The organism is Gillisella taibaishanensis (assembly GCF_001938985.1).
GTDB lineage: Bacteria > Pseudomonadota > Alphaproteobacteria > Rhizobiales > Rhizobiaceae > Allorhizobium > Allorhizobium taibaishanense.
Map to the genome: position 1 here is coordinate 642,907 of NZ_MKIN01000022.1, position 22,217 is coordinate 665,123.

At 58.6% G+C, this 22,217-nt stretch carries 23 protein-coding genes; 14 read left to right on the forward strand and 9 right to left on the reverse strand.

From position 1 onward, the window contains the following. Positions 1-7 precede the first annotated feature (7 nt). From BJF91_RS14145 to BJF91_RS14165, 5 genes are all read left to right on the forward strand, one after another. Positions 8-502, forward strand: coding sequence for a DoxX family protein (locus tag BJF91_RS14145; protein ID WP_083943312.1), 495 nt, complete (start codon positions 8-10; stop codon positions 500-502). Positions 503-720: 218 nt separating this feature from the next. Then, a complete protein-coding gene (locus BJF91_RS14150) occupies positions 721-1,920 on the forward strand; it encodes a benzoate/H(+) symporter BenE family transporter (protein WP_075615111.1) in 1,200 nt (399 codons plus the stop codon). Between the two features lie 415 nt (positions 1,921-2,335). Next, the gene (gene leuA / locus BJF91_RS14155) at positions 2,336-4,042 is read left to right on the forward strand and encodes a 2-isopropylmalate synthase (protein ID WP_075615112.1); all 1,707 of its coding nucleotides are present in this window, start codon (positions 2,336-2,338) and stop codon (positions 4,040-4,042) included. Between the two features lie 109 nt (positions 4,043-4,151). After that, positions 4,152-4,397 carry a BrnT family toxin gene (locus tag BJF91_RS14160; RefSeq protein WP_075615113.1) on the forward strand — a complete coding sequence of 82 codons (246 nt, stop codon included), beginning with the start codon at positions 4,152-4,154 and terminating at the stop codon, positions 4,395-4,397. Continuing rightward, complete coding sequence (locus BJF91_RS14165) at positions 4,397-4,717, forward strand: BrnA antitoxin family protein (RefSeq protein WP_075615114.1); 321 nt, start codon at positions 4,397-4,399, stop codon at positions 4,715-4,717. Before BJF91_RS14160 ends, BJF91_RS14165 begins: the two co-directional genes overlap by 1 nt. 13 nt (positions 4,718-4,730) lie before the next feature. Here the strand turns inward: BJF91_RS14165 and BJF91_RS14170 are convergent, their stop codons facing one another. Continuing rightward, positions 4,731-5,162 carry an Lrp/AsnC family transcriptional regulator gene (locus BJF91_RS14170; RefSeq protein WP_075615115.1) on the reverse strand — a complete coding sequence of 144 codons (432 nt, stop codon included), beginning with the start codon at positions 5,160-5,162 and terminating at the stop codon, positions 4,731-4,733. 121 nt (positions 5,163-5,283) lie between these two features. On the opposite strand from BJF91_RS14170, the gene BJF91_RS14175 reads away from it, so the two are divergent. The 6 genes from BJF91_RS14175 (at position 5,284) to BJF91_RS14215 (ending at position 11,437) form a co-directional block, all read left to right on the forward strand. Further along, positions 5,284-6,420, forward strand: coding sequence for a saccharopine dehydrogenase family protein (locus tag BJF91_RS14175; RefSeq protein WP_075615116.1), 1,137 nt, complete (start codon positions 5,284-5,286; stop codon positions 6,418-6,420). A gap of 74 nt (positions 6,421-6,494) precedes the next feature. Beyond that, the gene (locus BJF91_RS14180) at positions 6,495-6,914 is read left to right on the forward strand and encodes a hypothetical protein (protein WP_075615117.1); all 420 of its coding nucleotides are present in this window, start codon (positions 6,495-6,497) and stop codon (positions 6,912-6,914) included. Between the two features lie 164 nt (positions 6,915-7,078). Beyond that, positions 7,079-7,642 carry a DUF1993 domain-containing protein gene (locus tag BJF91_RS14185; RefSeq protein WP_075615118.1) on the forward strand — a complete coding sequence of 188 codons (564 nt, stop codon included), beginning with the start codon at positions 7,079-7,081 and terminating at the stop codon, positions 7,640-7,642. A gap of 87 nt (positions 7,643-7,729) precedes the next feature. Then, positions 7,730-8,626, forward strand: coding sequence for a Stf0 family sulfotransferase (locus BJF91_RS14190; protein WP_234801623.1), 897 nt, complete (start codon positions 7,730-7,732; stop codon positions 8,624-8,626). A gap of 1,090 nt (positions 8,627-9,716) precedes the next feature. Then, positions 9,717-9,857, forward strand: a complete 141-nt coding sequence (locus tag BJF91_RS14200) for a PAAR domain-containing protein (protein ID WP_234801624.1) — start codon at positions 9,717-9,719, stop codon at positions 9,855-9,857. A gap of 926 nt (positions 9,858-10,783) precedes the next feature. Continuing rightward, positions 10,784-11,437: a hypothetical protein gene (locus tag BJF91_RS14215; protein WP_075615122.1), complete on the forward strand. Its 654-nt coding sequence runs from the start codon at positions 10,784-10,786 to the stop codon at positions 11,435-11,437. Positions 11,438-11,657: 220 nt separating this feature from the next. Here BJF91_RS14215 and BJF91_RS14220 read toward each other — a convergent pair whose 3' ends face one another. Next, entirely contained in the window at positions 11,658-13,109 is a 1,452-nt protein-coding gene (locus BJF91_RS14220; protein ID WP_075615123.1) for a protein adenylyltransferase SelO, read from the reverse strand. A gap of 216 nt (positions 13,110-13,325) precedes the next feature. On the opposite strand from BJF91_RS14220, the gene BJF91_RS14225 reads away from it, so the two are divergent. Further along, a complete protein-coding gene (locus BJF91_RS14225; RefSeq protein WP_075615124.1) occupies positions 13,326-13,898 on the forward strand; it encodes a HupE/UreJ family protein in 573 nt (190 codons plus the stop codon). Between the two features lie 164 nt (positions 13,899-14,062). Beyond that, positions 14,063-14,920, forward strand: a complete 858-nt coding sequence (locus tag BJF91_RS14230; protein ID WP_075615125.1) for a DUF2076 domain-containing protein — start codon at positions 14,063-14,065, stop codon at positions 14,918-14,920. A 42-nt stretch (positions 14,921-14,962) separates the two neighbouring features. Here the strand turns inward: BJF91_RS14230 and BJF91_RS14235 are convergent, their stop codons facing one another. The 7 genes from BJF91_RS14235 to BJF91_RS14265 all read right to left on the reverse strand — a co-directional run bounded on the left by BJF91_RS14235 (position 14,963) and on the right by BJF91_RS14265 (position 20,782). Continuing rightward, entirely contained in the window at positions 14,963-15,403 is a 441-nt protein-coding gene (locus BJF91_RS14235) for a hypothetical protein (protein WP_075615126.1), read from the reverse strand. Positions 15,404-15,534: 131 nt separating this feature from the next. Beyond that, positions 15,535-16,065 carry a hypothetical protein gene (locus tag BJF91_RS14240; protein WP_075615127.1) on the reverse strand — a complete coding sequence of 177 codons (531 nt, stop codon included), beginning with the start codon at positions 16,063-16,065 and terminating at the stop codon, positions 15,535-15,537. Between the two features lie 58 nt (positions 16,066-16,123). Next, positions 16,124-16,588: a preQ(1) synthase gene (queF, locus tag BJF91_RS14245; protein WP_075615128.1), complete on the reverse strand. Its 465-nt coding sequence runs from the start codon at positions 16,586-16,588 to the stop codon at positions 16,124-16,126. A 4-nt stretch (positions 16,589-16,592) separates the two neighbouring features. Further along, complete coding sequence (locus BJF91_RS14250; protein WP_075615129.1) at positions 16,593-17,498, reverse strand: cation diffusion facilitator family transporter; 906 nt, start codon at positions 17,496-17,498, stop codon at positions 16,593-16,595. Positions 17,499-17,711: 213 nt separating this feature from the next. Continuing rightward, complete coding sequence (locus BJF91_RS14255) at positions 17,712-18,011, reverse strand: hypothetical protein (RefSeq protein WP_139310699.1); 300 nt, start codon at positions 18,009-18,011, stop codon at positions 17,712-17,714. An 87-nt stretch (positions 18,012-18,098) separates the two neighbouring features. After that, complete coding sequence (locus BJF91_RS14260; protein WP_083943346.1) at positions 18,099-18,572, reverse strand: GNAT family N-acetyltransferase; 474 nt, start codon at positions 18,570-18,572, stop codon at positions 18,099-18,101. 20 nt (positions 18,573-18,592) lie between these two features. Continuing rightward, entirely contained in the window at positions 18,593-20,782 is a 2,190-nt protein-coding gene (locus tag BJF91_RS14265; protein WP_075615132.1) for an anthranilate synthase, read from the reverse strand. Between the two features lie 319 nt (positions 20,783-21,101). Between BJF91_RS14265 and BJF91_RS14270 the strand changes: the two genes are divergently transcribed. Next, positions 21,102-22,148 (forward strand): extensin-like domain-containing protein, encoded by a 1,047-nt coding sequence (locus tag BJF91_RS14270; RefSeq protein WP_083943313.1) that lies wholly within the window; start codon positions 21,102-21,104, stop codon positions 22,146-22,148. The last annotated feature ends 69 nt before the right edge of the window (positions 22,149-22,217 follow it).

The window sequence follows — 22,217 nt, forward strand, 5'->3', positions numbered from 1 at the left end:
AAGCTCCATGCAGATCGCCGCCACCGCCGACAAGGCTACAGCATTGCTGGGCCGCATCCCGCATGATCTGATTGCGCTCATTGCCAGGCTGTCGATTGCCGCCGTGTTCTGGCAATCGGGGCAGACCAAGGTCGAGGGATTTCACGTCACCGACAGCGCCGTCTACCTGTTTGAGACCGAGTACAAGCTGCCGCTGGTCGACCCATGGCTTGCCGCCCATATGGCGGCCCTCGCCGAACATCTGTTTCCGATTCTGCTGGTGATCGGCTTTGCCAGCCGGCTTTCGGCGCTCGCCCTGCTCGGCATGACCCTTGTCATCGAGATCTTCGTCTATCCCGATGCCTGGCCAACCCATGGCACCTGGGCCGCGTGCCTACTGATCGTGATTGCCCGTGGCCCCGGTGTGCTTTCAATCGATCACTGGCTGAAGACCATTAGAGTTTGTCAGGGGAAAGTGGAACCCGGTTTTCCCGAAAAGACAAACGAAAACAAAGGAATATAGAGTCTGTCTGGTTCAATCTGAACCTGACAGACTCTAGCCTGTCGCGCCGTCGCAGCGCGGGCGGCACCCTCGCCTGACAACCTGCCGCAGCGCGTGGTTGTTCACCCGGACTTGATGGTGTTTTGCGGGCGGGCGTACCCGCTTGACGATGGAAAGCCTTGCGTCCGTCAGAAAAACCTGATGTTCCAGCCGCATCTTCCTGCGTCCGGACCGTCCTCATGCTCAAACACTTCTCGCCGCAAAGCCTGTTCATGGGCCTGCTCGTGGCCTTTGTCGGCTTTGCCAGTTCCTTTGCCGTCATTCTCCAGGGCTTGAAGGGCGTCGGCGCCAGCGATTTGCAGGCGGCTTCCGGCTTGATGGCGCTGTCGGTCTCCATGGGCATCTGCGGCATCCTCGTCAGCATCAAGACCAGGATGCCGATTTCCATCGCCTGGTCGACGCCGGGTGCTGCCCTTCTCGTCACCGCAGGCGTTCCTGCCGGCGGGTTTCCAACAGCCGTCGGCGCCTTTCTGGCCTGTGCGGCGCTGATCGTGCTGGCCGGCCTGTTCCGGCCGCTTGGCCGGGCCATTGCCGCCATTCCGAGCCCACTTGCCAATGCCATGCTGGGCGGCGTCATCGTCGGCCTGTGCTTTGCGCCCTTCAAGGCCGTGGAGCAAAGTCCGGCGCTTGGCCTGCCGATCCTTATTGCCTGGGCCGTGGTCGGCACGATCAACCGACTCTATGCCGTGCCGGCAGCGCTTGCCGCCTTCGTTCTCGTGCTCATCTTCGGCGTGCCGCTGCCGGACGGCGCCTTTGCTGCGCTTGGCTCAGCCCTCGTGCCACCGGTCGCTTTCGTCATGCCGCAATTCACCCTGGCCTCGATGATCTCAATCGCCCTGCCGCTGTTCATCGTCACTATGGCCTCGCAGAACATTCCCGGCATCGCGGTGCTGAAGGTGCATGATTACCATCCACGCCCCGGCCCACTTTTTACCGTAACCGGCCTGTTTACGGCACTCGCCGTGCCCTTCGGCGGCCACGCCATCAATCTCGCCGCCGTCACCGCCGCCATGGCGGCCGGCCATGATGCCCATGCCGATCCGGCGCGGCGCTACTGGGCGGCGATCATCGGCGGGGTCGGTTATCTCGTGCTTGGCCTGATGGCCGGGCTGGTTACCTCCTTCGTCGCGCTCGCCCCGCCGATCCTGATTGAATCGGTTGCCGGGCTGGCACTGATCGGCGCTTTTTCCGGCTCACTGGTCGCTGCCTTCCGTGAACCCTCCACACGGGAAGCCGCCGCAACAACCTTTCTCGTCACCGCATCGGGCATTTCGCTGCTTGGTATTTCCTCCGCCTTCTGGGGCCTGATCGGCGGCCTTGCCATGCTCGGCCTGAGCAGGCTCGCCATTCGGCTGAAGCCCCGCCGCATAATTCCTTAAATCGGAATCGATTTAAGGAATTATGCGGCAGATTTAAAATGTTACAGCGTCCTTGGCGCGTTTTATAAAACGCGCGGCGCTGTATTCAAAATTGTCCTTGCCAGTCCGAAACCAGCTGATTATAGGTTTTGATCATGAAGACATCGGGCCATTCCATGACGAAGACTGCAAGCTGCTGCATCGCCAGCCGCGCAGCATCGTCGCGCGCCCTATCCTCGCTTCTTCTTCTCGACCTTATCCGCGGTTGCCGGGTCCATTGAGGAGCGCCCGGCGGCCGGGTTAGCCGTCGCAGGCGATTGCTCCTCATCATCCACAAAATCGAACAGATGACCCGCCCAAGGGCCGGATAGAACATTCGCAAACGCCGCATGACCGGCTATAGAGCGATCTATTCGGGACGAGAAGAGAAGAGACCATGTCGAATACCCATTCCGCCAGCAAAGGCATGCCGGACGCAGCGAAAAAGTACCGGGCCTATCCGCAGATCGATATTGCCGATCGCACCTGGCCGTCGAAGACCATTACCAAGGCGCCCATCTGGTGCTCGGTCGACCTGCGCGACGGCAACCAGTCGCTGGTCAACCCGATGGGCCATGACCGCAAGGCCCGGATGTTCCAGCTGCTGCTGGACATGGGTTTCAAGGAAATCGAAATCGGCTTTCCCTCGGCCTCGCAGACCGATTTTGACTTCGCCCGCTGGTGCGTCGAACAGGGCAACGTACCCAAGGATGTCTCGTTGCAGGTGCTGGTCCAGTGCCGGCCGGAACTGATTACCCGCACGTTTGAAGCTTTGGAAGGCGCACATCAGCCGATCATCCATTTCTACAATTCCACCAGCGAATTGCAGCGCCGCGTCGTGTTCGCCAAGGATGTGCCCGGCATCAAGCAGATCGCCGTCGACGCCGCCAAGATGATATCAGACATGGCAGCGAAAGCCGGCGGCGGTTACCGTTTCGAATATTCGCCTGAGAGCTTCACCGGCACCGAGCTGGACGTGGCCTTGGAGATTTGCAACGCCGTCATCGCCGAAATCAAGCCGACGCCCGACAACAAGCTGATCCTCAACCTGCCCTCGACGGTGGAAATGGCCACCCCGAACATCTATGCCGACCAGATCGAATGGATGTGCCGCAACATCGACAACCGCGAAAACGTCATCATCTCCTTGCACCCCCATAACGACCGCGGCACCGGCATTGCTGCGACCGAACTGGCGCTGATGGCCGGCGCCGACCGGGTGGAAGGCACGCTGTTTGGCAATGGCGAGCGCACCGGCAATGTCGACGTTGTGACGCTGGCGCTGAACATGTATACCCAGGGCATCGACCCCGAGCTGGATTGCTCTGAAATCGAGCGCATCAAGGCGGTCTACGAATATTCCAACGAGATGACCATTCCCGAGCGCCATCCCTACGTCGGTGAACTGGTCTACACCGCCTTCTCCGGCTCGCATCAGGATGCGATCAACAAAGGCATGAAGGCGGTGAAGAAGGCCAATTCCCCGGTCTGGGAAGTGCCCTATCTGCCGATCGATCCGCAGGATGTCGGCCGCTCCTATGAGGCGATCATCCGCATCAACTCGCAGTCCGGCAAGGGCGGCATCGCTTACATTCTGCAGGAGGACTACGGCATCAACCTGCCGCGCAATCTGCAGGTGGAATTTCGCGAGGAAATCCAGCGGATCACCGACGAAGAAGGCGTGGAACTGCCCTCCAAGCGCATCTATGACAGCTTCATCGCCCGCTATATCGACCAGCCCAACGGTCGGCTCAAATTCGTCGATCACCACACCTATCCGGACACGGCGGTGAAGGGCATGCGGATCGTCGCCGCCGAAATCACCGATGGTGGCGAGGTGAAGCGCATCGAAGGCAAGGGCAATGGCCCCATTGACGGCTTCGTCAACGCGCTCTCCACCTATCTCGGTGTCGAAATCTCCGTGCGCGATTATTCCGAACATTCGCTGCAACACGGCTCCAACGCCGCAGCTATCGCCTATGTCGAAATTGACCATCCCGGTGGCCGCCTGTTCGGCGCCGGCATCAACAAGAACATCGTGACGGCCTCGCTTGAAGCCATCGTTTCGGCAGCCAACCGAGTGCTGGAGCTGCGGGGGAAGTAACGAACAGACGGCAAACGGCGGGAAATCCCGCCGTTTGCCTTACCTTCATTGCATATACATGTTTCGCAACAAGCCTTGCTCCATCCATTAAATGTGATACAATAAATCGATGAAAATCGCTTATGATGAGAATAAGCGCAAAGCCAATCTTGAAAAGCATGGCCTTGATTTCGCGGACCTGACGATCGATTTTTTCGAAGACTGCATGGTCTATCCAGCCAAGCAGAATCGCTTTCTGGCAATCGGTGAGTTCAAGGGCCGGATCATCGTCGCCGTCGTATTTCGCCCGCTGGGGACCGAAGCAATTTCAGTCATTTCCATGCGTGTCGCGAGTCGTAACGAAAGGAGGTTCTGATGTCGATACCATTCTCCTCGAAACGGCCACTGACCGATCTGGAAGAAGCCGAAATTCAAAAGCGGATCGCTTCAGACCCAGACAATCCGGAACTGACCGATGCTCAGCTTTCCAAGGGTCGATCGTTTCGCGAGGCTTTTCCCGATCTGGCGACGAGCATTGAGCGCGAGAAGGCCAAGCGTGGCCGCCCGAAAGTGGAAACACCACGGCAGCAGATCTCCGTGCGTCTCGATCCCGAAATCATCAGCTACTATAAATCCACCGGCAAGGGCTGGCAAAGCAGGATGAACGAAGACCTGCGAAAAGCCGCCGGCCTCTGACGCTTTCTGGACATCACCGCGCGATCCGCGTCGACAGAATGATTGACGACAGCGTCCGCTCCACCCCCGACAATTCCCCGATCCGGTCGATCAGCCGGTCGAGATCCTGGATGGACGGCGCCGCCAGCATGGCAATCAGGTCGTAGGGGCCGTTGACGGAATGCAGCGCCGTCACCTGCGGTATGGCCGCCAGTTCCGCCGTCACCAGCGACAGCGCCTTTGGCGCCATGGTTATCATCACATGCGCGCGGATCAGCCCGCTTTGATAGGCATCCGACAGCCGCAGGCCGTAGCCGGCAATCACCCCTTCCCGCTCCAGCCGTTCCAGCCGGGCATGCACCGTGGTGCGCGACAGGCCGAGGCGGCGCGCCAGCGTGGCAACCGGCATGCGGGCGTTTTCGCCCAGCAGCGCCAGTAATTCGCGGTCCTTCTCCGAAACCTGCATTCTGCGCAAACCTCTCGTCATTTTGCCTAATATCATAAGCGAAATCGCGCAAATCACCACTGTGAATCAACAGGCACTGGTCCCACACTGGAGTTTCTTTAAAAGCATCCGGGGAACGATCATGAAAAACATTTCCATCATTGGCGCAGGCAAGATCGGCGGAGCCATTGCTCATCTTCTGGCCGAAACCGGCGATTACCGCGTGATCGTTGCAGACCGCAGCGCCGAACAACTGGCCAAGCTGGACAAGCACCCGGCCATCGCTACGGCGGAACTGGACATTTCTGACAGCGTAGCGCTCGACGCACATCTCGGCGGCCAGTTCGCAGTGCTCTCAGCCGCCCCGTTCCACCTCACCGGCGCCATTGCCGAAAGTGCGGCGCGCACCGGCACCCATTATCTCGACCTCACCGAAGACGTTGCGACCACCCGACGGGTCGAGGTTCTGGCCAAGGGCGCAGCGAATGCCTTCATTCCGCAATGCGGGCTTGCGCCCGGCTTCATCTCCATCGTCGCCCATGATCTGGCCAAGCGCTTCGACAAGCTGGATAGCGTGCGCATGCGGGTCGGCGCGCTGCCGCAATATCCGTCCAACGCCCTCAACTACAATCTCACCTGGAGCACCGACGGGCTGATCAACGAATATATCGAGCCCTGCGAGGCCATCGTCGAGGGTCGGCTGATCAGCGTGCCCGCCATGGAGGAGCGCGAAGAGTTTTCTCTCGACGGCGTCACCTACGAGGCCTTCAACACCTCAGGCGGGCTCGGCACACTGGCAAAGACGCTGGAAGGCCGGGTGCGCACCATGAACTATCGCACCATCCGCTATCCCGGCCATCAGGCAATCATCAAGGCGCTGCTCAACGACTTCAACCTGAAGAACCGCCGAGACGTGCTGAAGGACCTGTTCGAAAACGCCCTGCCCGCCACCATGCAGGACGTGGTGGTGATCTTCGTCACCGTCTGCGGCTGGCGCGATGGCCGCTACCTTCAGGAAACCTATGCCAACAAGGTCTATGCCGAAACGGTCGCGGGCGTCAGGATGAGCGCCATCCAGATCACCACGGCTGCCGGCATCTGCACCGTGCTTGACCTGCTCGCCGGCGGCCTCCTGCCGCAATCCGGATTCGTGCGCCAGGAAGATATCGGCCTCGACGCCTTCCTCGCCAATCGCTTCGGCCGCCTCTACCAGCCAGGAGCCGCCGCCGTGAACGGCAAGATCCAGACGCTCGAAACGCTGAAGCCCGCGGCCGCCTGAGCGCTGGCACGCTGGCGGGTAAGTCCAAGCCATGGTAGAGCGGCGGTTGCCCGTTGAACGGAACCGCCGCCGTCATGCCAATTCCCGTTTCCCAACCCATCGCCGGTCCGGCTCGTCGCTGCGGCACCTGCACGCTGTGCTGCCGCCTGCCAGACATCGAGGAACTGGACAAACCTGCCAATCAGCCTTGCCGCCATTGCAACCAAACCGGCTGTCGGATCTATGAAGCGCGGCCGCAGCTCTGCCGTGACTTCCTCTGTCTGTGGATGGAAGGCCATATCGGGCCGGAATGGCACCCCCAGGACAGTCATATGATGGTCTATGGCCAGGGCGCGCAGGTCACGGTCCTTGTCGATCCGGCCTTTCCCGATGTCTGGCAGCGCCCTCCCTATTCCGACCAGATGCGCCGATGGGCCAGCCAGGCCGAACCGAAGGGCGGCTACGTCATCGTGTTTATCGGCGACACTGTTGTGAAGATCTCTCCCCAGATGTGATGTAGTGTCTGGTCAATCGACCTTGGCCTTACCGGTAACGATCTTTTCAAGAAGAGACCGCCTGAGATCTGCAGTTGATTTTTTGCCATGCAACGGCTGCCAGCAGCCGTTGCGATGCGCTATCAATGCGCCCGTTGATACTTTCTCTATTCCAGGAACCCAAGATGTCATTGACCGCCCTGCTCGTTCCCTCCTTCAAACACATGCTGCAGACCCTGACCGTCGTGCTCGACAAGGCAGAGAAGCAGGCCCCGGACCGGATGCAGGAGCTGCTCATGTCCCGCCTGGCGCCGGACATGCATCCGCTTTGGACGCAGATTTGCTTTGTCGCCTATCAGGCGCAGGATACGGTGTTTCGGTTGAAGGGCGAGGACAAGCCGGAAAGCCTGCAGGTCGTCGCCCGTCAGGGACGCGAGGCCGACGCGAACACGGTGTCGCTGGCGAAAGCCCGCGCCTTCATCAAGGATGCCTCCACGTTTCTGGATACGCTTGGTCCCGACGAACTCGACGATGCAGCTACCCGGATGATCGCCCTCGCGCTGCCGAACGGCGCGGCCTTTGACCTCAACGGCGAACAGTTTGCGCGTGATTGGGCGCTGCCGCAGTCGTATTTCCACGCCACCACCGCCTATGCCATCCTGCGCAACCACGGCATTGGCATCGGCAAGGCCGATTTCGTGTCACATATGGCGGCCTATGCGCGGCCTGCCCCGCAGTCGAAGGGATAATACACTGGCTTGCACACCGGGAGGATGACCGGAGATCACCCTGAGCTCCTCCCGACCTGTCAAGCAGCCGCACGCAGAAGAGACCTCGTGCGGTTCAACCGGATGCTGATGCGCCACCGTCTTGCTGGCACCCTGGACTATCAGAGATATATTGACCGTCCGGTGCAGATGCCTCTTGGCCGACAACACCACACTCTGAAAGAGCGGGAATACACGATGTATGACAGCTACATCATCTGCACGTCGCCACGCAGCGGCAGCACGCTTCTGTGCAAGCTGCTGGGGGCAACCGCTGTGGCAGGCAACCCGCGATCCTATTTCCATCGCGGCTCGATCGGTGATTGGCTTGCCTATCTGAAGCTGGATCTCGACCCATCCCTGCCCGAGATCGATCATTTGGAAGCGATTTTCGCGGAGGCGCTCAAGCAGGGTCGCAGCCAGACGGACCTGTTCGGCCTGAGGCTGCAAGGTCACAGCTTCGAGCAGTTCCGCGACAGGCTGACGCTGCTCCACCCGGCTGTCGCCACGGATCGCGATAGGATCGAGGCCACCATCGGCCGCACATTGTTCATCCACCTTACCCGGCTGGACAAGGTGGAACAGGCGATTTCCTACGTGAAGGCGCAGCAAACCGGTCTATGGCACAAAGCGCCCGATGGCAGCGAGCTGGAACGGTTATCGGCGCCCACAGAGCCCGTTTACGATGCAGCGACAATCTGCAAGGCTCATGACACTTTCACGGGTTATGACGATGCCTGGAAAGCTTGGTTCGCCGACCAAAACATCGACCCGTTGCGGTTGACCTATGAAGCCCTTTCAGCCGACCCGATCGCCAGCCTGCAGCAGATCCTGTTGCACCTGTCGCTGGATCCGGCCTCTGCGCAATATATCCTCCCCGGTACCGCCAAACTTGCCGACGAGATGAGCCGGTCCTGGGCGGATCGCTTCCTGGCTGAACTGAACACCGCGCGCAACTCAGCCTGACCTCACCCGCCCCTTCCAAGCAGACAATAGCTCGCTCCCCTGTCGGTTGCACGATCCACAGCAGCCTCGCCGTAAAGCCGAAACCAACCTTGACCTTTTTGGAAACTCGCCTAATTTCGTCATAGATACAGCGCAAACAAGACATTTGACAGGCGGTTACCGAACCGCGGTTAGAGATAACGGCGTCTCATCCGAAAATGAAACATTAAGTGCGATAGAGCACTTCCATCATCTTCAATCTGACAACGCCGTGTTACTGGATGGATCAACCTCTTTGACCTGCAGAACAAGGCAGAAATATTACGCCACGCCGATACACGCAAAGACAACTGGATCGAAATCAGGTTCAAAATTCGTGGCTAGATTTCGATTTATCACTATTATCGCTTGCGGAATAATATTGTTCGGTTTCAATGCCGGCCATTTTTTAACACCGGATATAATTCCTGGTGACGCGGTCGGATTCGAGGTGCCGTTATCTGCAAAATTTTTTGTCTTGTTCGTTTTAGGTGCAACGATATACCGATTTTGTCATGCGCTGCCTTGTGCGCTAGCAATTATTTTTTGTTTTATCGCAGGTATTCATGTTTCCTTCGGCCAGAGCGGCAGCTTGAATGCATATCTATCTGGCATTTTGCCGTTGGGTATAAAAATACCAATCTGCTATAATGACAGAGACAATGCCCTCACGTTTCTCGAGCTGCCTTCAACGGATACTAGTACGCTTGCGACTTTTCATCAAACCTTTTCATGCGAAGGGAAGTCTGGATCTGTCTTAGGGTACGGTTACCTTTGGTATCATACGGGATCATCTTAGAATGAGGCGTATTAAACGCATATGTTCCCGATCAACCCAAAATCAAGCCGTCGCAATGCGTGTATTTAATAAGGTAGCGAAGGAAGATAAGATTTCCCAGTATATTCTTATATCAGTAATTCTCATGTGTTTTTTCATTGTATTTTACCTAATTCTACGAATTGAATTTCCCGGGTCTACAGTTATTTATCTGGCAATATTGATAAATATATTAATATGTAATATTATTATATATAAAAAAATTAAAAAATAATTGTTATGCTTATGGCGCCCATGCCTGTTCTTCCTGCCCGGAGCCGAGCCTTGGCGGCGGGGTCGCCGACGGTGTTCATCAATGGCAGGCCCGCCGGACGGATCGGTGATGCTATCAATTGCGGAGGGGCGGCGGATGTGTTTCTGGATGATGCAGGCTGAACGCCAGGGCAACCTTCAAAAACAATGAAGAATTTTATAATTTCGATGATATGGATTGCGGCAGGGATAATGGGAATTATTCTGATGCTGTCTTCAGGACTAATAATTTCCTCTCTTTTTCTATTTAATGAAAGCGATATCAAGCTCTACAATTTCGGAATATTGTTTATATCTGTAATGTTATTCGCAATAGGGGCAGTCCTGTATTTTAAGGGGACCCATAGATGAATGTGGTAAAAAAGCGATTTTTGTGATGCGTTGATAGGAGCCGCTTACCTGGGTAATCTCCCGTTGATCGGGCGAAACGTGAGGCTGAAAAACGTCTTCTAGGCAAAGCAACGTACAATGATCCAGGAGTATCTTGAGGAAGAAAAAATATGGATTGAGGTGGTGTGTACTGGTGCTGTTCAATGAGCGAAAAATGAAAACTTATATCCAAGTCTCACTCATGCTACTCCTCTTCTTCGGCTTCTCGTATAAGATGCTGCATATTGAATTCCCTGGGTCGACCGTAATATATCTAACAATACTTTTAAACACTTTCATCTGCACAATCCTGCTGTATAGGCGAAAGCCTTGATTCTGATTCTCTAAACGCCTTCTCACAGGCTTAACTTGGACGATCTGATACGCTGGAAGGAAACGCCATGCCCGGCATCACCCGCCTCGGCGATATCGGTTCCGGTCATGCCTGCCACTTTCCGTTCACGCCCTAGATCGAAACGAGCGGCGACGCCATCGATTGCGGTGGTGCTGCGGCTGAAGGGGCGGCGGATGTGTTTCTGGATGATGCCTGCTGAATCTAGATCAGCGATCAGATTGACGGCGCATCGTTAGGCCGAGCCAAACCTTTTCTTCACCACCGGACGCAGCGTGTTGTTGGCCTTGTCAGTATCTTCACATCACGTCTGGAAGCGGGAGATCCCATGAAACGGCTGTTTTCAGTTCGTGCCACATTCCTATTCCTGGCTGCCGTAGCGATCTCTGGTTGCTCCGACCAAAGCTCCGACGATAACGGCATGCGCGCCCAACTCACGATCTATGTGGCGCCGCCTCTTCTTGAAAAAGGCGGAACGGTGATCGTGGTGTCAAATTCGATGCCGCTTGACCAATGGCGCGACCTTCCACAGGGTCGCAATCCGGCCCGCGACGATCCGCACAATGAGAAGAAGAAGGATATTCGCCAGGGCGACCGTCTGTTCGGTGCGGTGGCATCCGAAAAGGTATCGATTATTGAGTTCGTCTATCCCGAAGGCGGCACATTCGGTTTCAATCTAGTCCCTTTGCCACAACCTGATGGCGGCGGCAATGCGCCGGCTCCAGCGCTGATGACGAAGCGCGTACTGGTTGGCGACGGCGGCTACAGAGATTGGAAAACAGGAAAAGAGTATCTCTGGGAAAGCGTTTCGACGATCTATGTTGCCGGGCCTGAGGCGTCCGAAGGTGACAGCCGGGGCACCAGTTTTGTGGAGGCGGAGATCATGAACCTTCCTCCGCAGAAAACCACATATGAAGGCACAACTGTATACACACCAACGAACGAACAATTGGAGCAGGTTCTTATCAAGCCACACGATTGATACAAAGAGTCATTGGAAATGAGTCCTTGTATTCCATTTTCGAATATCTCAAACCTTTGATGCCTTTGAGATATTCGAAACTCTTCAAAGGCGAGGATGCGTCAGCATGTCAGAGCCTTGGTATGAGACGCGATGCGAAGGGGTAGCGGGGCATAAAGTCTTTGCATTTCCCTATCAGCGGTAATGCGCTGACACTGATTTGGTTACCGCCTCCGGCTCCTCACGTCCCGCAAAACGTCCGCGCCACCCTCTCCTCCACGCTCGGCGGCAGCATGAGATCGGCCGCTTCAGCCCGTTCCTCATAGGGCCGTTGCAGGGCCTCGGTCAGGCGTTCGAACAGGGAGTAGTCGCCATAGACCGCAGAGGCGATGGCCTCTTCGATGCGGTGGTTGCGGGGAATGAGAGCGGGATTGACGGTGTTCATCTCGGCCTCGATCACGTCGGCCGGGCGGTCCGTGCCGAGGCGGGCGCGCCAGCGGGCCAGCCAGGCGGTCAAAGTCTCGCTTTCCGGCATGAGATCCAGCGCCGGGCGGCCGCCGGCGATGGTGCCCAGGCGGCGGAAACTCAGGGTGAAATCGGCCTCATGCGCCGCCATCAGCCCGAGGAAGTCGTTGATCAGGGCGAGATCGCCCTCGTCCGTGCCGGCAAGGCCGAGCTTGGCGCGGAAGGCAGCAAGCCAGTAGGTCTGGAACACTTCGCCAAACCGCACCAGCGCCGCATTGGCATCTTCCACTGTCTTTTCCTCGTCTCCATCGAACAGCGGCAGCAGGCATTCGGCCAGCCGCGCCATGTTCCATTGGCCAATGCCGGGCTGGTTGGCATAGGCATAGCGGCCGCGCTGGTCGATGGAAGAGAACACCTTTTTCGGATTATACTCGTCCAGGAAGGCGCAGGGGCCGAAATCGATAGTCTCGCCCGAGACCGCGACATTGTCGGTATTCATCACCCCATGGATAAAGCCGATCGACAGCCAGCGGGCGATCAGCGAGGCCTGCCGCTCGGCAATGGCATGGAGCAGCGCCAGATAGCGGTTGTCGGCGTCTTTCAGGATCGGATAGTGCCTGTCGATGACGTGGTCGGCCAGCGCCTTCAGGCTATCGACATCCTCGCGCGCCGCAAAGAACTGGAAGGTGCCGACCCTGATATGGCTGGCCGCCACCCTGGTCAGCACCGCGCCGGGCAGCGCCACTTCGCGGCGCACCGGCTGGCCGCTTGCCACAGCCGCCAGCGCCCGCGTGGTCGGCAGGCCGAGCGCGTGCATCGCTTCCGACACGACATATTCGCGGATGACGGGGCCGAGGGCCGCGCGCCCATCGCCATTGCGGGAAAACGGCGTTGGGCCGGCGCCCTTCAGCTGAATGTCGCGGCGCCGACCGTGGCGGTCGAGCACTTCGCCCAAGAGAATGGCACGACCATCGCCAAGCTGCGGCACGAAATTGCCGAACTGATGCCCGGCATAGGCCATGGCAAGCGGATTAGCGCCCTGCGGAATGCGGTTGCCGGAGAACATGTCGGCCAGCGCCTGATCGCCCTGACCTTCGACGTCGAGACCCAGGTCCTGCGCCAGCGCGTGGTTGAAGCGGATCAGCTGCGGCCGTGCCACCGGCTGCGGCAGCACGCTGGCATGAAACGGCGACGGCAGGCGGGCATAGCTATTGTCAAAGGCAATCATGGCGGTCTCCGGACCGGATTTTGGCTAGGCTTATATGTGGCGCGGCGGGAGGACAGTGCAAGGCGGGAGGGCCATAACTCTTGCCGATAAGGCCTGCGACCGGCAAATTGCGCATGGACAATTGAAAATGGCTACCGTTAAATTGCCGAACGCCATAAAGAGGAAACCGGCGGGACCGAATCCCGGACGCCAGGTTGACCATAAAGAGGGACTATCATGTTGAAACGCATCTCGTTCACGGCCGCAATCTTTGCCGCTGCCGCCGCTCCGGCCTTTGCCCATCTCAATCCGGCCGAACATGGCTCGGTTCTCGCGGGCATCTCCCATCCGCTGACCGGCCCCGACCATATCATGGCCATGGTGGCCGTTGGCCTCTGGGCGTCGCAGCAGGGCGGCAAGGCGCTCTATGCCGTTCCCGCCGCTTTTGTCGGCACCATGGCGATCGGCTTCCTGCTGGCGCTTGCCGGCGTACATCTTCCCTTCGTCGAGCCGGCGATCCTCGCTTCGGTCATGGGCCTTGGCCTGCTGGTCGCCACCGCCGTACGCCTGCCGGCCGCCGGTGCCTCTGCCGTCGTTGCGCTGTTTGCGCTGTTCCACGGCTATGCTCATGGCACGGAAATGGCCGGCGCCGGCGCGCTGGAATTCGGCCTCGGCTTCCTGATCGCTACCGCCTTCCTGCATGCCGTCGGTATCGGCCTTGGCGTTGGCCTCAACCGCTTCGGCCCACGCGTGACCCGCATGCTCGGCATTGCCACCGCCGTTGGCGGCGCCGCCCTGATGCTCGGCTGAGAATACAAAGTGTCTGGAAGCAGCAATGGCGGGAGAAATCCCGCCATTTTTCTTTGTCCAACAGCAGACGTTACATATTTGTAATTCAAAAGGGCTTGGAACAGCCATGATTGCCACCCTACATCCCATGTTAAGTAACCGCGACAACAGTGGAGAGTGGACCCATGTCACCGGAAGAACGCCAGTTACTGACCCAATTGTTTGACCGCGTGCGCCAGGCTTCATCGACCCCGCGCGACCGCGAGGCGGAAAGCCTGATCGAAGGCGAACTGCGCAGCCAGCCCTATGCCACCTATTATCTGGCGCAGGCCGTGATCATCCAGGACAAGGGCCTGGAAGCCGCGACCGCCAAGATCCGCGATCTCGAAGACCAGATCGCTCATCTGCAGGACGAGTTGTCGCGCGCGCAATCCCAAGCGCAGGCGCAACCGCCGGCCCAGCAGCAGGGCAGCGGCGGCTTTCTCGGCGGCCTCGGCTCGATCTTCGGCAGCGGCAATTCGGCACCTGCCCCGGCCCGCACGGCTGGACCCTCTGCCGGCCCCTGGGGCCAGGCCCCGCAGCAAAACCGTGGCTATGACGATTACGGCCGCAGCCCGCCTCCGCAATCGGGTTCCTGGAGCGGCGCGCCCTCCGGCGGGCAATGGCAGCAACCGGCCGCGGCCCCTGCCGGCGGCGGCTTCCTGCGTGGCGCGCTGACCACGGCAGCCGGCGTTGCCGGCGGCGTGCTGGTGGCTGACGCCGTGCGTGACATCTTCTCCAGCCACGGCGGCGGCTTCGGCAACATGCTCGGCGTCGGAGGCATGGGGGGCAGCATGGGGGCAATGGGCGGTCTGGCTCAGGCCCCGGTCGAAGAAACCATCATCAACAACAATACCTACAATATCACCGAAAACGGCAATGACCGGACTGGTGGTGACGATAGCGGCTTCCAGCAGGCAAGCCTCGACGACACCGACGACAGCTATGACGACGGTAGCGTTGATGATGGCGGCTTTGGTGGTGATGACAGCATGAATGCTTGAAGACGACTTAAACCGCTAAGAGACCAAGGGCGCGGAGAAAGGTTATTTTACTGCCTTCCTCCGCGCTTGGCTTAGGCGCACGGCGCAGAAGACAATGACAACTATGAAAAGCGGAGCCGGAAGCAGCTTTATTAAATGGGCGAGCAAGAGCGTTTCGCCAGTGATCGCAAGATAACCGAACGACACCGTCACAAAAGCTGCTGTAACGGCAAGCAAATAGTAGTTTTTTTGCCAGACAGCCGCATCGTCCTGGGGCGGAAATGCAAAACGACCGAGTTTTCCAGGTGTTGTGAATATGCCAAGCGCTAGGAAACACAACAAAGCTGGCAGGAATTTTAAGGTCCATCTCAACAGAACTGAGAATTCCGTCTGCTCGAAAGTGGCATAAGCCAGGCGGGCGAGGCCGATATTGACGAGGCTGTTGACCAGCAGGACAAGCATTACGCGCCAGAGCAACGACCACAAGGCGTTTAAAAAAATCATTCCTATGCTCCAACTGCAAATGTCTGCACAGCGATCAGCGTTTGGAAAGACCATCGCACAGACACATCGATCACAATGCGCCTTCAACTGATAGTCTGAGCGTAAAAACAACGCCTGGCGGTATGCTCAGATCATACTCCGAGGGTCCCATGGGAATTGGACGCGGCGTCGGATTTTCCGATCGCTCGTGCGCGAAAATCATTGAGTTCCTGCACAACAAGCTCCGCCTTAAGAGACCAGGTATTCGGAATCGTCGCTTCGGCACCAAGCGATCTTTTCTTCAAGGCGCGCCAAGTTCTGTTGAAAGCAGGCCAAGAGCTATTTTTTGAAAATCCTGGCTCGTAGTTGTAGCCAATCTGCTTACCGGCACGCGGCAGATGGAAGACAAAAAAGCCACTGACATTGACCCAATACTCTCTCCGTCTTGGGACCAGTCCACCGACGAGCTCAAATCCAGACTGATCAAGCAGAAGACGTTGTGGCCGCAACACTAAGATTGCAAATACGAAAGCGCAAAATCCGAAGACCCCTATACCAAGCCAACAAAATGCCACCGATGATCCGTGACCAAGGAGCCCAACAGACAAAGCAACGAATGCAAGCGAACCCGCCAACAAACACAAAATCTTCAGGTTCGATTGACGAATTTCTTTCTGCTGCATTTATCACTCCCGGAAGGATATTCCAGAACGGACAGCACGATCGATCACTCGCAGGCCCTCACCCCCGCCCGCGATAGGTCGGCACGCCCTGGTCGGGCAGCCATACGCCCGCTGGCACCTCGCCGGTCTGCCAGAAGACGTCGATGGGAATGCCGCCGCGCGGGTACCAATAGGCGCCGATACGCAGCCATTTGGGGGCGAGCAGATCGACCAGCCGCTTGGCAATGTAGATCGAGCAATCCTCGTGGAAGGAGCCGTGGTTGCGGAACGAGGTCATGAACAGCTTCAGCGACTTTGATTCGACCAGGAAATCGCCGGGAATATAGTCGATGACGATATGGGCGAAATCCGGCTGGCCGGTCATCGGGCAGAGCGAGGTGAATTCGGGCGCGGTGAAGCGCACGACATAATCGGTTCCGGCATTGTTGTTCGGCACCTTTTCCAGCACCGCTGTTTCAGGGCTGGTTGGCGCTTCCACCTGGCTTCCCAGCATGGAAAGGCCGGATACGTCTGTCTTACTCATCGTCTCATCCTTCAACCTTGACATCCACGCCATGGGCCTCTTCGCTTTCGGGCTCCACATGGATGGTCACCCGTGCGCCGGGCTGGGTCTTCTTTATCGCAGCCTCCAGCCGGTCGCAAATCTCATGCGCTTCACCAACGGACATGACGGAGGGCACCACGAGATCGAAGCCGACGAAGGTCGCCGCGCCCGCGCGCCGCGTGCGCAGATAATGCACGCCGATCGAGCCCATGGCATTTTCGGCAATCGCCCGCTTGATGGCGCTTTCCTCGTCCGGTTCCACCGCCTTGTCCATCAGACCCGCCACCGAATGGGTTATCACCTTCCAACCCTGATAGATAATGTTGCAGGCAACCAGAATGGCCAGCAGCGGATCGAGAATGGCATAGCCGGTCAGCACGACAAGAACCAGACCGATGAGAACGCCGATCGAGGTCACGACATCGGACATGATGTGCTGGCCATCCGCCGTCAGTGCCGGCGAGCGGTGCTTGCGCCCTTCGCGGATCAGAAGCTGCGCCCAGAGGAGATTGACGACACCAGCCGCAAAATTGATGGCCAGACCCAGCACAGGTGCATCGAGCGTCGTCGGATCTGCCAGCGCGGGCATCGCCTCCTTGATAATCAGCAGCGCCGCGATAACAATCAGCACGCCTTCGAGAACCGCTGAGATATATTCCGCCTTGTGATGACCATAGGGATGGTCCTCATCGGCGGGCTTTTGCGCATAACGAATGACGAAATAGGCGATGAAGGCCGCGACCACGTTGACCGTGGATTCCAGCCCATCCGACAACAGAGCCACCGACCCGGTGACCCACCAGGCCAGCAGTTTCAGCCCCAGCACACCAAAGGACAACGGAATGCCCCAAAAGGCCAGACGCTGGACGATAGAATTCTGCTCGGACATCACGCCCACTCCTGCATTTGCGATCCACTTGCAAAAATCCGCCCGTTAAGACGGCAAAACCGCCCGAGCCCCATTGGGGTTCGGACGGTTTATGCGGTCCATATGCTGAAAAACGGCCGCCCTGTCAAACCGCAAAAACGGTTCGTGCAGAGCTTAGTGCAGCAACATTAGTTATTTCTTACATTTATTCATCGAAGTGTTTTCAGCCAAGCCTCAAAACTGCATCCGCCCATCGACCACCAGCAGCTTGCCATCACGATCCTCCAGCCAAAGCCGGCCGTGGCCAGCCTGGACGGCAATGGGACAAAAAGCCGCCAAAGCGATACGTCGCTGTTGATCCGCCTCGATCTCTTTCCAGCCGCGAGTACCCACATGCAAAATCCCCTTATCCTTGCGAGGATAGTCCACATATACGAAAACGCCTTGAGCCTGCCACACATCAAGCAGGATCATTTCGTTGCGGCAGGCGATCTCCGGCGGAGTGCTGGTCAAATCATCGGCAGCGACCGGCAAGGCCGTAGCCGGCAAAAGGATTGCAGCGAGAACGGCAGCCGGAATCCACTTCATAATTGCCCCAACAGTTTCAGAGAGACCAGCAAGTCAGGCCCTTAAGATCGCCATATGGATGACATCGACAAAGCGTCCGTCGATCCGCACAGCCTCGCGAGCGACCCCTTCGCGGACAAAGCCAACGCTTTCGTAAAGGCGGATGGCGCGGTCGTTGTCGGCATGGACGTCGAGTTCCACCCGGTGCAAGCCGATCTCCCAGGCCGCAGCAAGCGTGGTGTCGATCAGCCTCTTACCGAGCCCAGCCCCGCGATAGCCGTCGATGATGCCCATGCCGAGCGCGCCGCGATGGGCATGCACTTCACGGTCATGGCGACGGATATCGCACCAGCCGACGACGCGGGCGCCATCCAGCGCCACGAATTGCGGATTGCCGCCGACGCGCAGGCTGGCCACGAAATCGCGCAGATGCGCGAGCGGCGGCCCTTCCAGCATGCTGAGATAACGGCGCTCACGACATACACTGTCGAGAGCTTCATGAAAGCTCTCGACGAGGTCCGGCTGCATCGCCTGAATGACAATCTCGCTCACGCGGCTTTGACCTTCTTCCGCTTGGCCAGCTTCTCCACGACATTCTCGATCATCCGCATGCCAGCATCATTGCCGAGCGTCATGATCGATTCCGGGTGGAACTGCACGGCGGCGACAGGCTCCTTGGTATGCTCGATGCCCATGATCGTGCCGTCCTCGCTTTCGGCGGTGACGGTGAAATCCTTGGGCAAGTTCGCCGGGTCGGCATGCAGTGAATGGTAGCGTCCAACCGTCACTTCCTTGCCCAGACCGGCAAACACCGTTCCCGCATCGAGCACGCGGATACGCGAAGGCTTGCCATGCATGGGCACGGAAAGCTGACGCAGCGTACCGCCATAGGCTTCCGTCAGCGCCTGCAAACCGAGGCAGACGCCGAAGATCGGCAGATCGCGGTCCCGGGCCTTGCGGATCGTTGCGGTGCAATCGAAATCAGACGGCGAACCCGGTCCGGGCGACAGAACGACCAGATCGGGGTTCAACCGGTCGAACACCTCTTCCGGCACTGGCGAGCGCACCGTGCTGACATTGGCGCCCGTCTGGCGGAAATAATTGGCGAGCGTATGGACGAAACTGTCCTCGTGATCGACCAGGAGAATGTTGACGCCATGCCCGACATTGGCCACATCGCGCTTCACCTTGGCATTCTGGCCAGTCTTGGCGTCGAGAATGGCTGATATCATCGCTGATGCCTTCAGTTCGGTCTCGGCCTCTTCTTCATGCGGGTCGCTGTCGTTGAGCAGCGTGGCGCCGGCGCGCACTTCGGCAATGCCGTCCTTGATGCGCACGGTGCGCAGCGTCAGCCCCGTATTCATATCGCCATTGAAGCCGACCATGCCGACCGCGCCGCCATACCAGGCGCGCGGGCTCTTTTCATGCGCCTCGATGAAGCGCATCGCCCATAGCTTCGGCGCGCCGGTGACGGTCACCGCCCAGGCATGCGACAGGAAGGCGTCAAAGGCATCCATGCCGTCGCGCAAGCGGCCCTCGATATGGTCGACCGTGTGGATCAGCCGCGAATACATTTCGATCTGGCGCCGGCCGATCACCTTGACCGAGCCCGGCTCGCAGACCCGGCTCTTGTCGTTGCGGTCGACATCCGAGCACATGGTCAGCTCGGATTCGTCCTTCTTCGAGTTCAGCAGTTTCAGGATCTGCTCGCTGTCAGCAATCGGATCGTCGCCGCGCTTGATAGTGCCCGAGATCGGGCAGGTCTCGACCCGGCGGCCGTTGACGCGCACGAACATCTCAGGCGACGCCCCGACCAGAAATTCCTGATGGCCGAGATTGATGAAGAAGGAATAGGGCGACGGATTGATCTCTTTCAGCCGCTTGGAAATGTCAGAGGGCTTGCTGTCGCAACGCTCCATGAACTTCTGTCCCGGCACGACTTCGAACAGGTCGCCCTTGCGGAAGCTTTCCTTGGCTTTGATAACCAGTTCGGCATATTCGCCGGGACGGTGATCGCCGCGCGGCGGAATGGTATCGACATGGCGGAAGGGTTCCGGCGCAATCTCGCCGCTCTTGCCAGCTGTCGTCTCGCCATCTTTTTCAAAGTCGTAGCGGTCGATCCAGGCCTTGGCGGAATAGTGGTCGACGACAAGGATCTCGTCGGGCAGGAACAGCACCATATCGCGCTGGTCGTCGGGACGGGTGAGCTTCAGGTCAATGGCGTCGAACTGGAAGGCGAGATCGTAGCCGAAGGCACCAAACAGGCCGATACTGCTATCGGCTGGCGAATGAAAAAGATCAGTAATTGCCCGCAGGACCGTAAACACGGTCGGCGCCTTGGAGCGTTCTTCCTCGGTAAACACCCGGTCCGGCACCTTGACCGTCAGGTCGAGACGCTGCGCGGTGCGGGCGCCGAGTTCAAGATCCGACACAGTCTTCAGCCGATCCGCGATGAAGGACAGCAGCACTTCGCCCCGGCCATTATAGGCCTCGATCCAAACCTTGCGACCGAAGGAGGACAGGCCGAGCGGCGGATCGACGATAGCCGTATCCCAACGGGTATAGCGACCCGGATACTCATAATTGGAGGAAAACACCGCGCCGCGACGCTCGTCCAACTTCTCGACATAGCTGGAAACGGCATCGGCATAGGGCGTCTCGCGGCGCTGGCGCGTCACGGTTATTCCGCCCCGTGTCTGGTAGATCTCGCTATTGTCATCGCGAATGATGGTTGCCATGGCGTATAGTCCTCGTCATCAAGCTCGGCCATCGAGGGGCCATGAATACAAAAAAGCCGCCTCAGGGGTTCCGGGCGGCTTTGGGGTCAATCGTCTTCAGACATGACTGGTCAAGGCCGCGTTAGCGAACCCACCACCAAGCATTCATGGACAAAGCGATCTTCATGGGACGATTTCTTAACCCGGTCCGATCCGCCGCGCAAGGGAGATTTTTGGGCGGGCATGCAGCGCTCGCCGGGAGGCACAGATCGCGTTGAGCCTTGAAACTATTTAGAGGTTCAAACGTTCCCTACTCCGGATGAAATCGTGGGGACGACGCATGACGAGAGTAAAAGCGCTGCTTCTGGCGGGTGGCATGAGCTGTCTGAGCCTGATCTGCCTGACCGGTGCATCGCAGCCGCCAAGCGCATCGTCGCAGCAAAAGGAGGCCCTTCCCGAACAGGGGCCTGTTCCCGATCCCAAGCCGAAAACCGCTGATGATGCGAAGCCTGCGCAAAGCGAAGATCCGCAAGCTACCGGTAAAAGCTCCGGCAAAGGCGATGACAAGACCGACGGCAAAACCACCGACGCCCCCACCCAGAATCCCGCCGGCAATGCAGCAGGTCAAGCCCCTGTTCCTGCCCCGGAAACCGTGCCGGTCCCTAAGCCTTCGCCAGCAGCACCGCCCTCATCCACCCCAGCCGCTCCGGACGCCAAAAGCGATGCGGCACCGGGCAAGGCGGGCGGGCCCTCTTCCGCGCCCACCGAAACTGCCACACCACCTGCACCTCCCCCGCCGCCGCCGATCATGGCCGAGGACCCTGCGGCCTACGCCCAATGCCTTATCGACCTGAAGGCCGAGGGTGCCGAATTTACCGAGAAGCCGAAGATCGATGATGGCAATGGCTGCGGCATCGACAAACCGCTGGAGGTTACGGCCATCCTTCCGGGCGTGACGCTGAAGCCCAAGGGAACTTTGCGCTGCGCCGCCGCGCTCGAGCTATCGCAATGGCTGAAGACCGTGGTGATCCCCGCCGCCGACCAGGCCCTGCCCGACAAGGGCAAGCTGAAGGGCATCGACCAGGCCTCTACCTATATCTGTCGCAACCGCAACAGCCTCAGCACCGGCAAAATGTCCGAGCACGCCAAAGGCAACGCCATCGACATCGCCGGACTGGAATTCGAAAAAGGCCCGGTGCCGATGAAGATCGTGCCGGACAGCGAGCCCACCCTGCCCGGTGCCTTCCAGCGCACGGTCAATGCATCTGCCTGCCTGTATTTCACCACGGTGCTGGCCCCAGGCGCCGACGAGACCCACAAGGATCACCTGCATCTCGATCTGATCAAGCGCCGCAACGATTACCGGGTCTGCCAGGAGCCGGATTGACCGGCTCCTGACGTTGGTTTTGACTGTCCAATTGTCTACGTGTTTCCGGACGGAAAACCGGTTCCCACT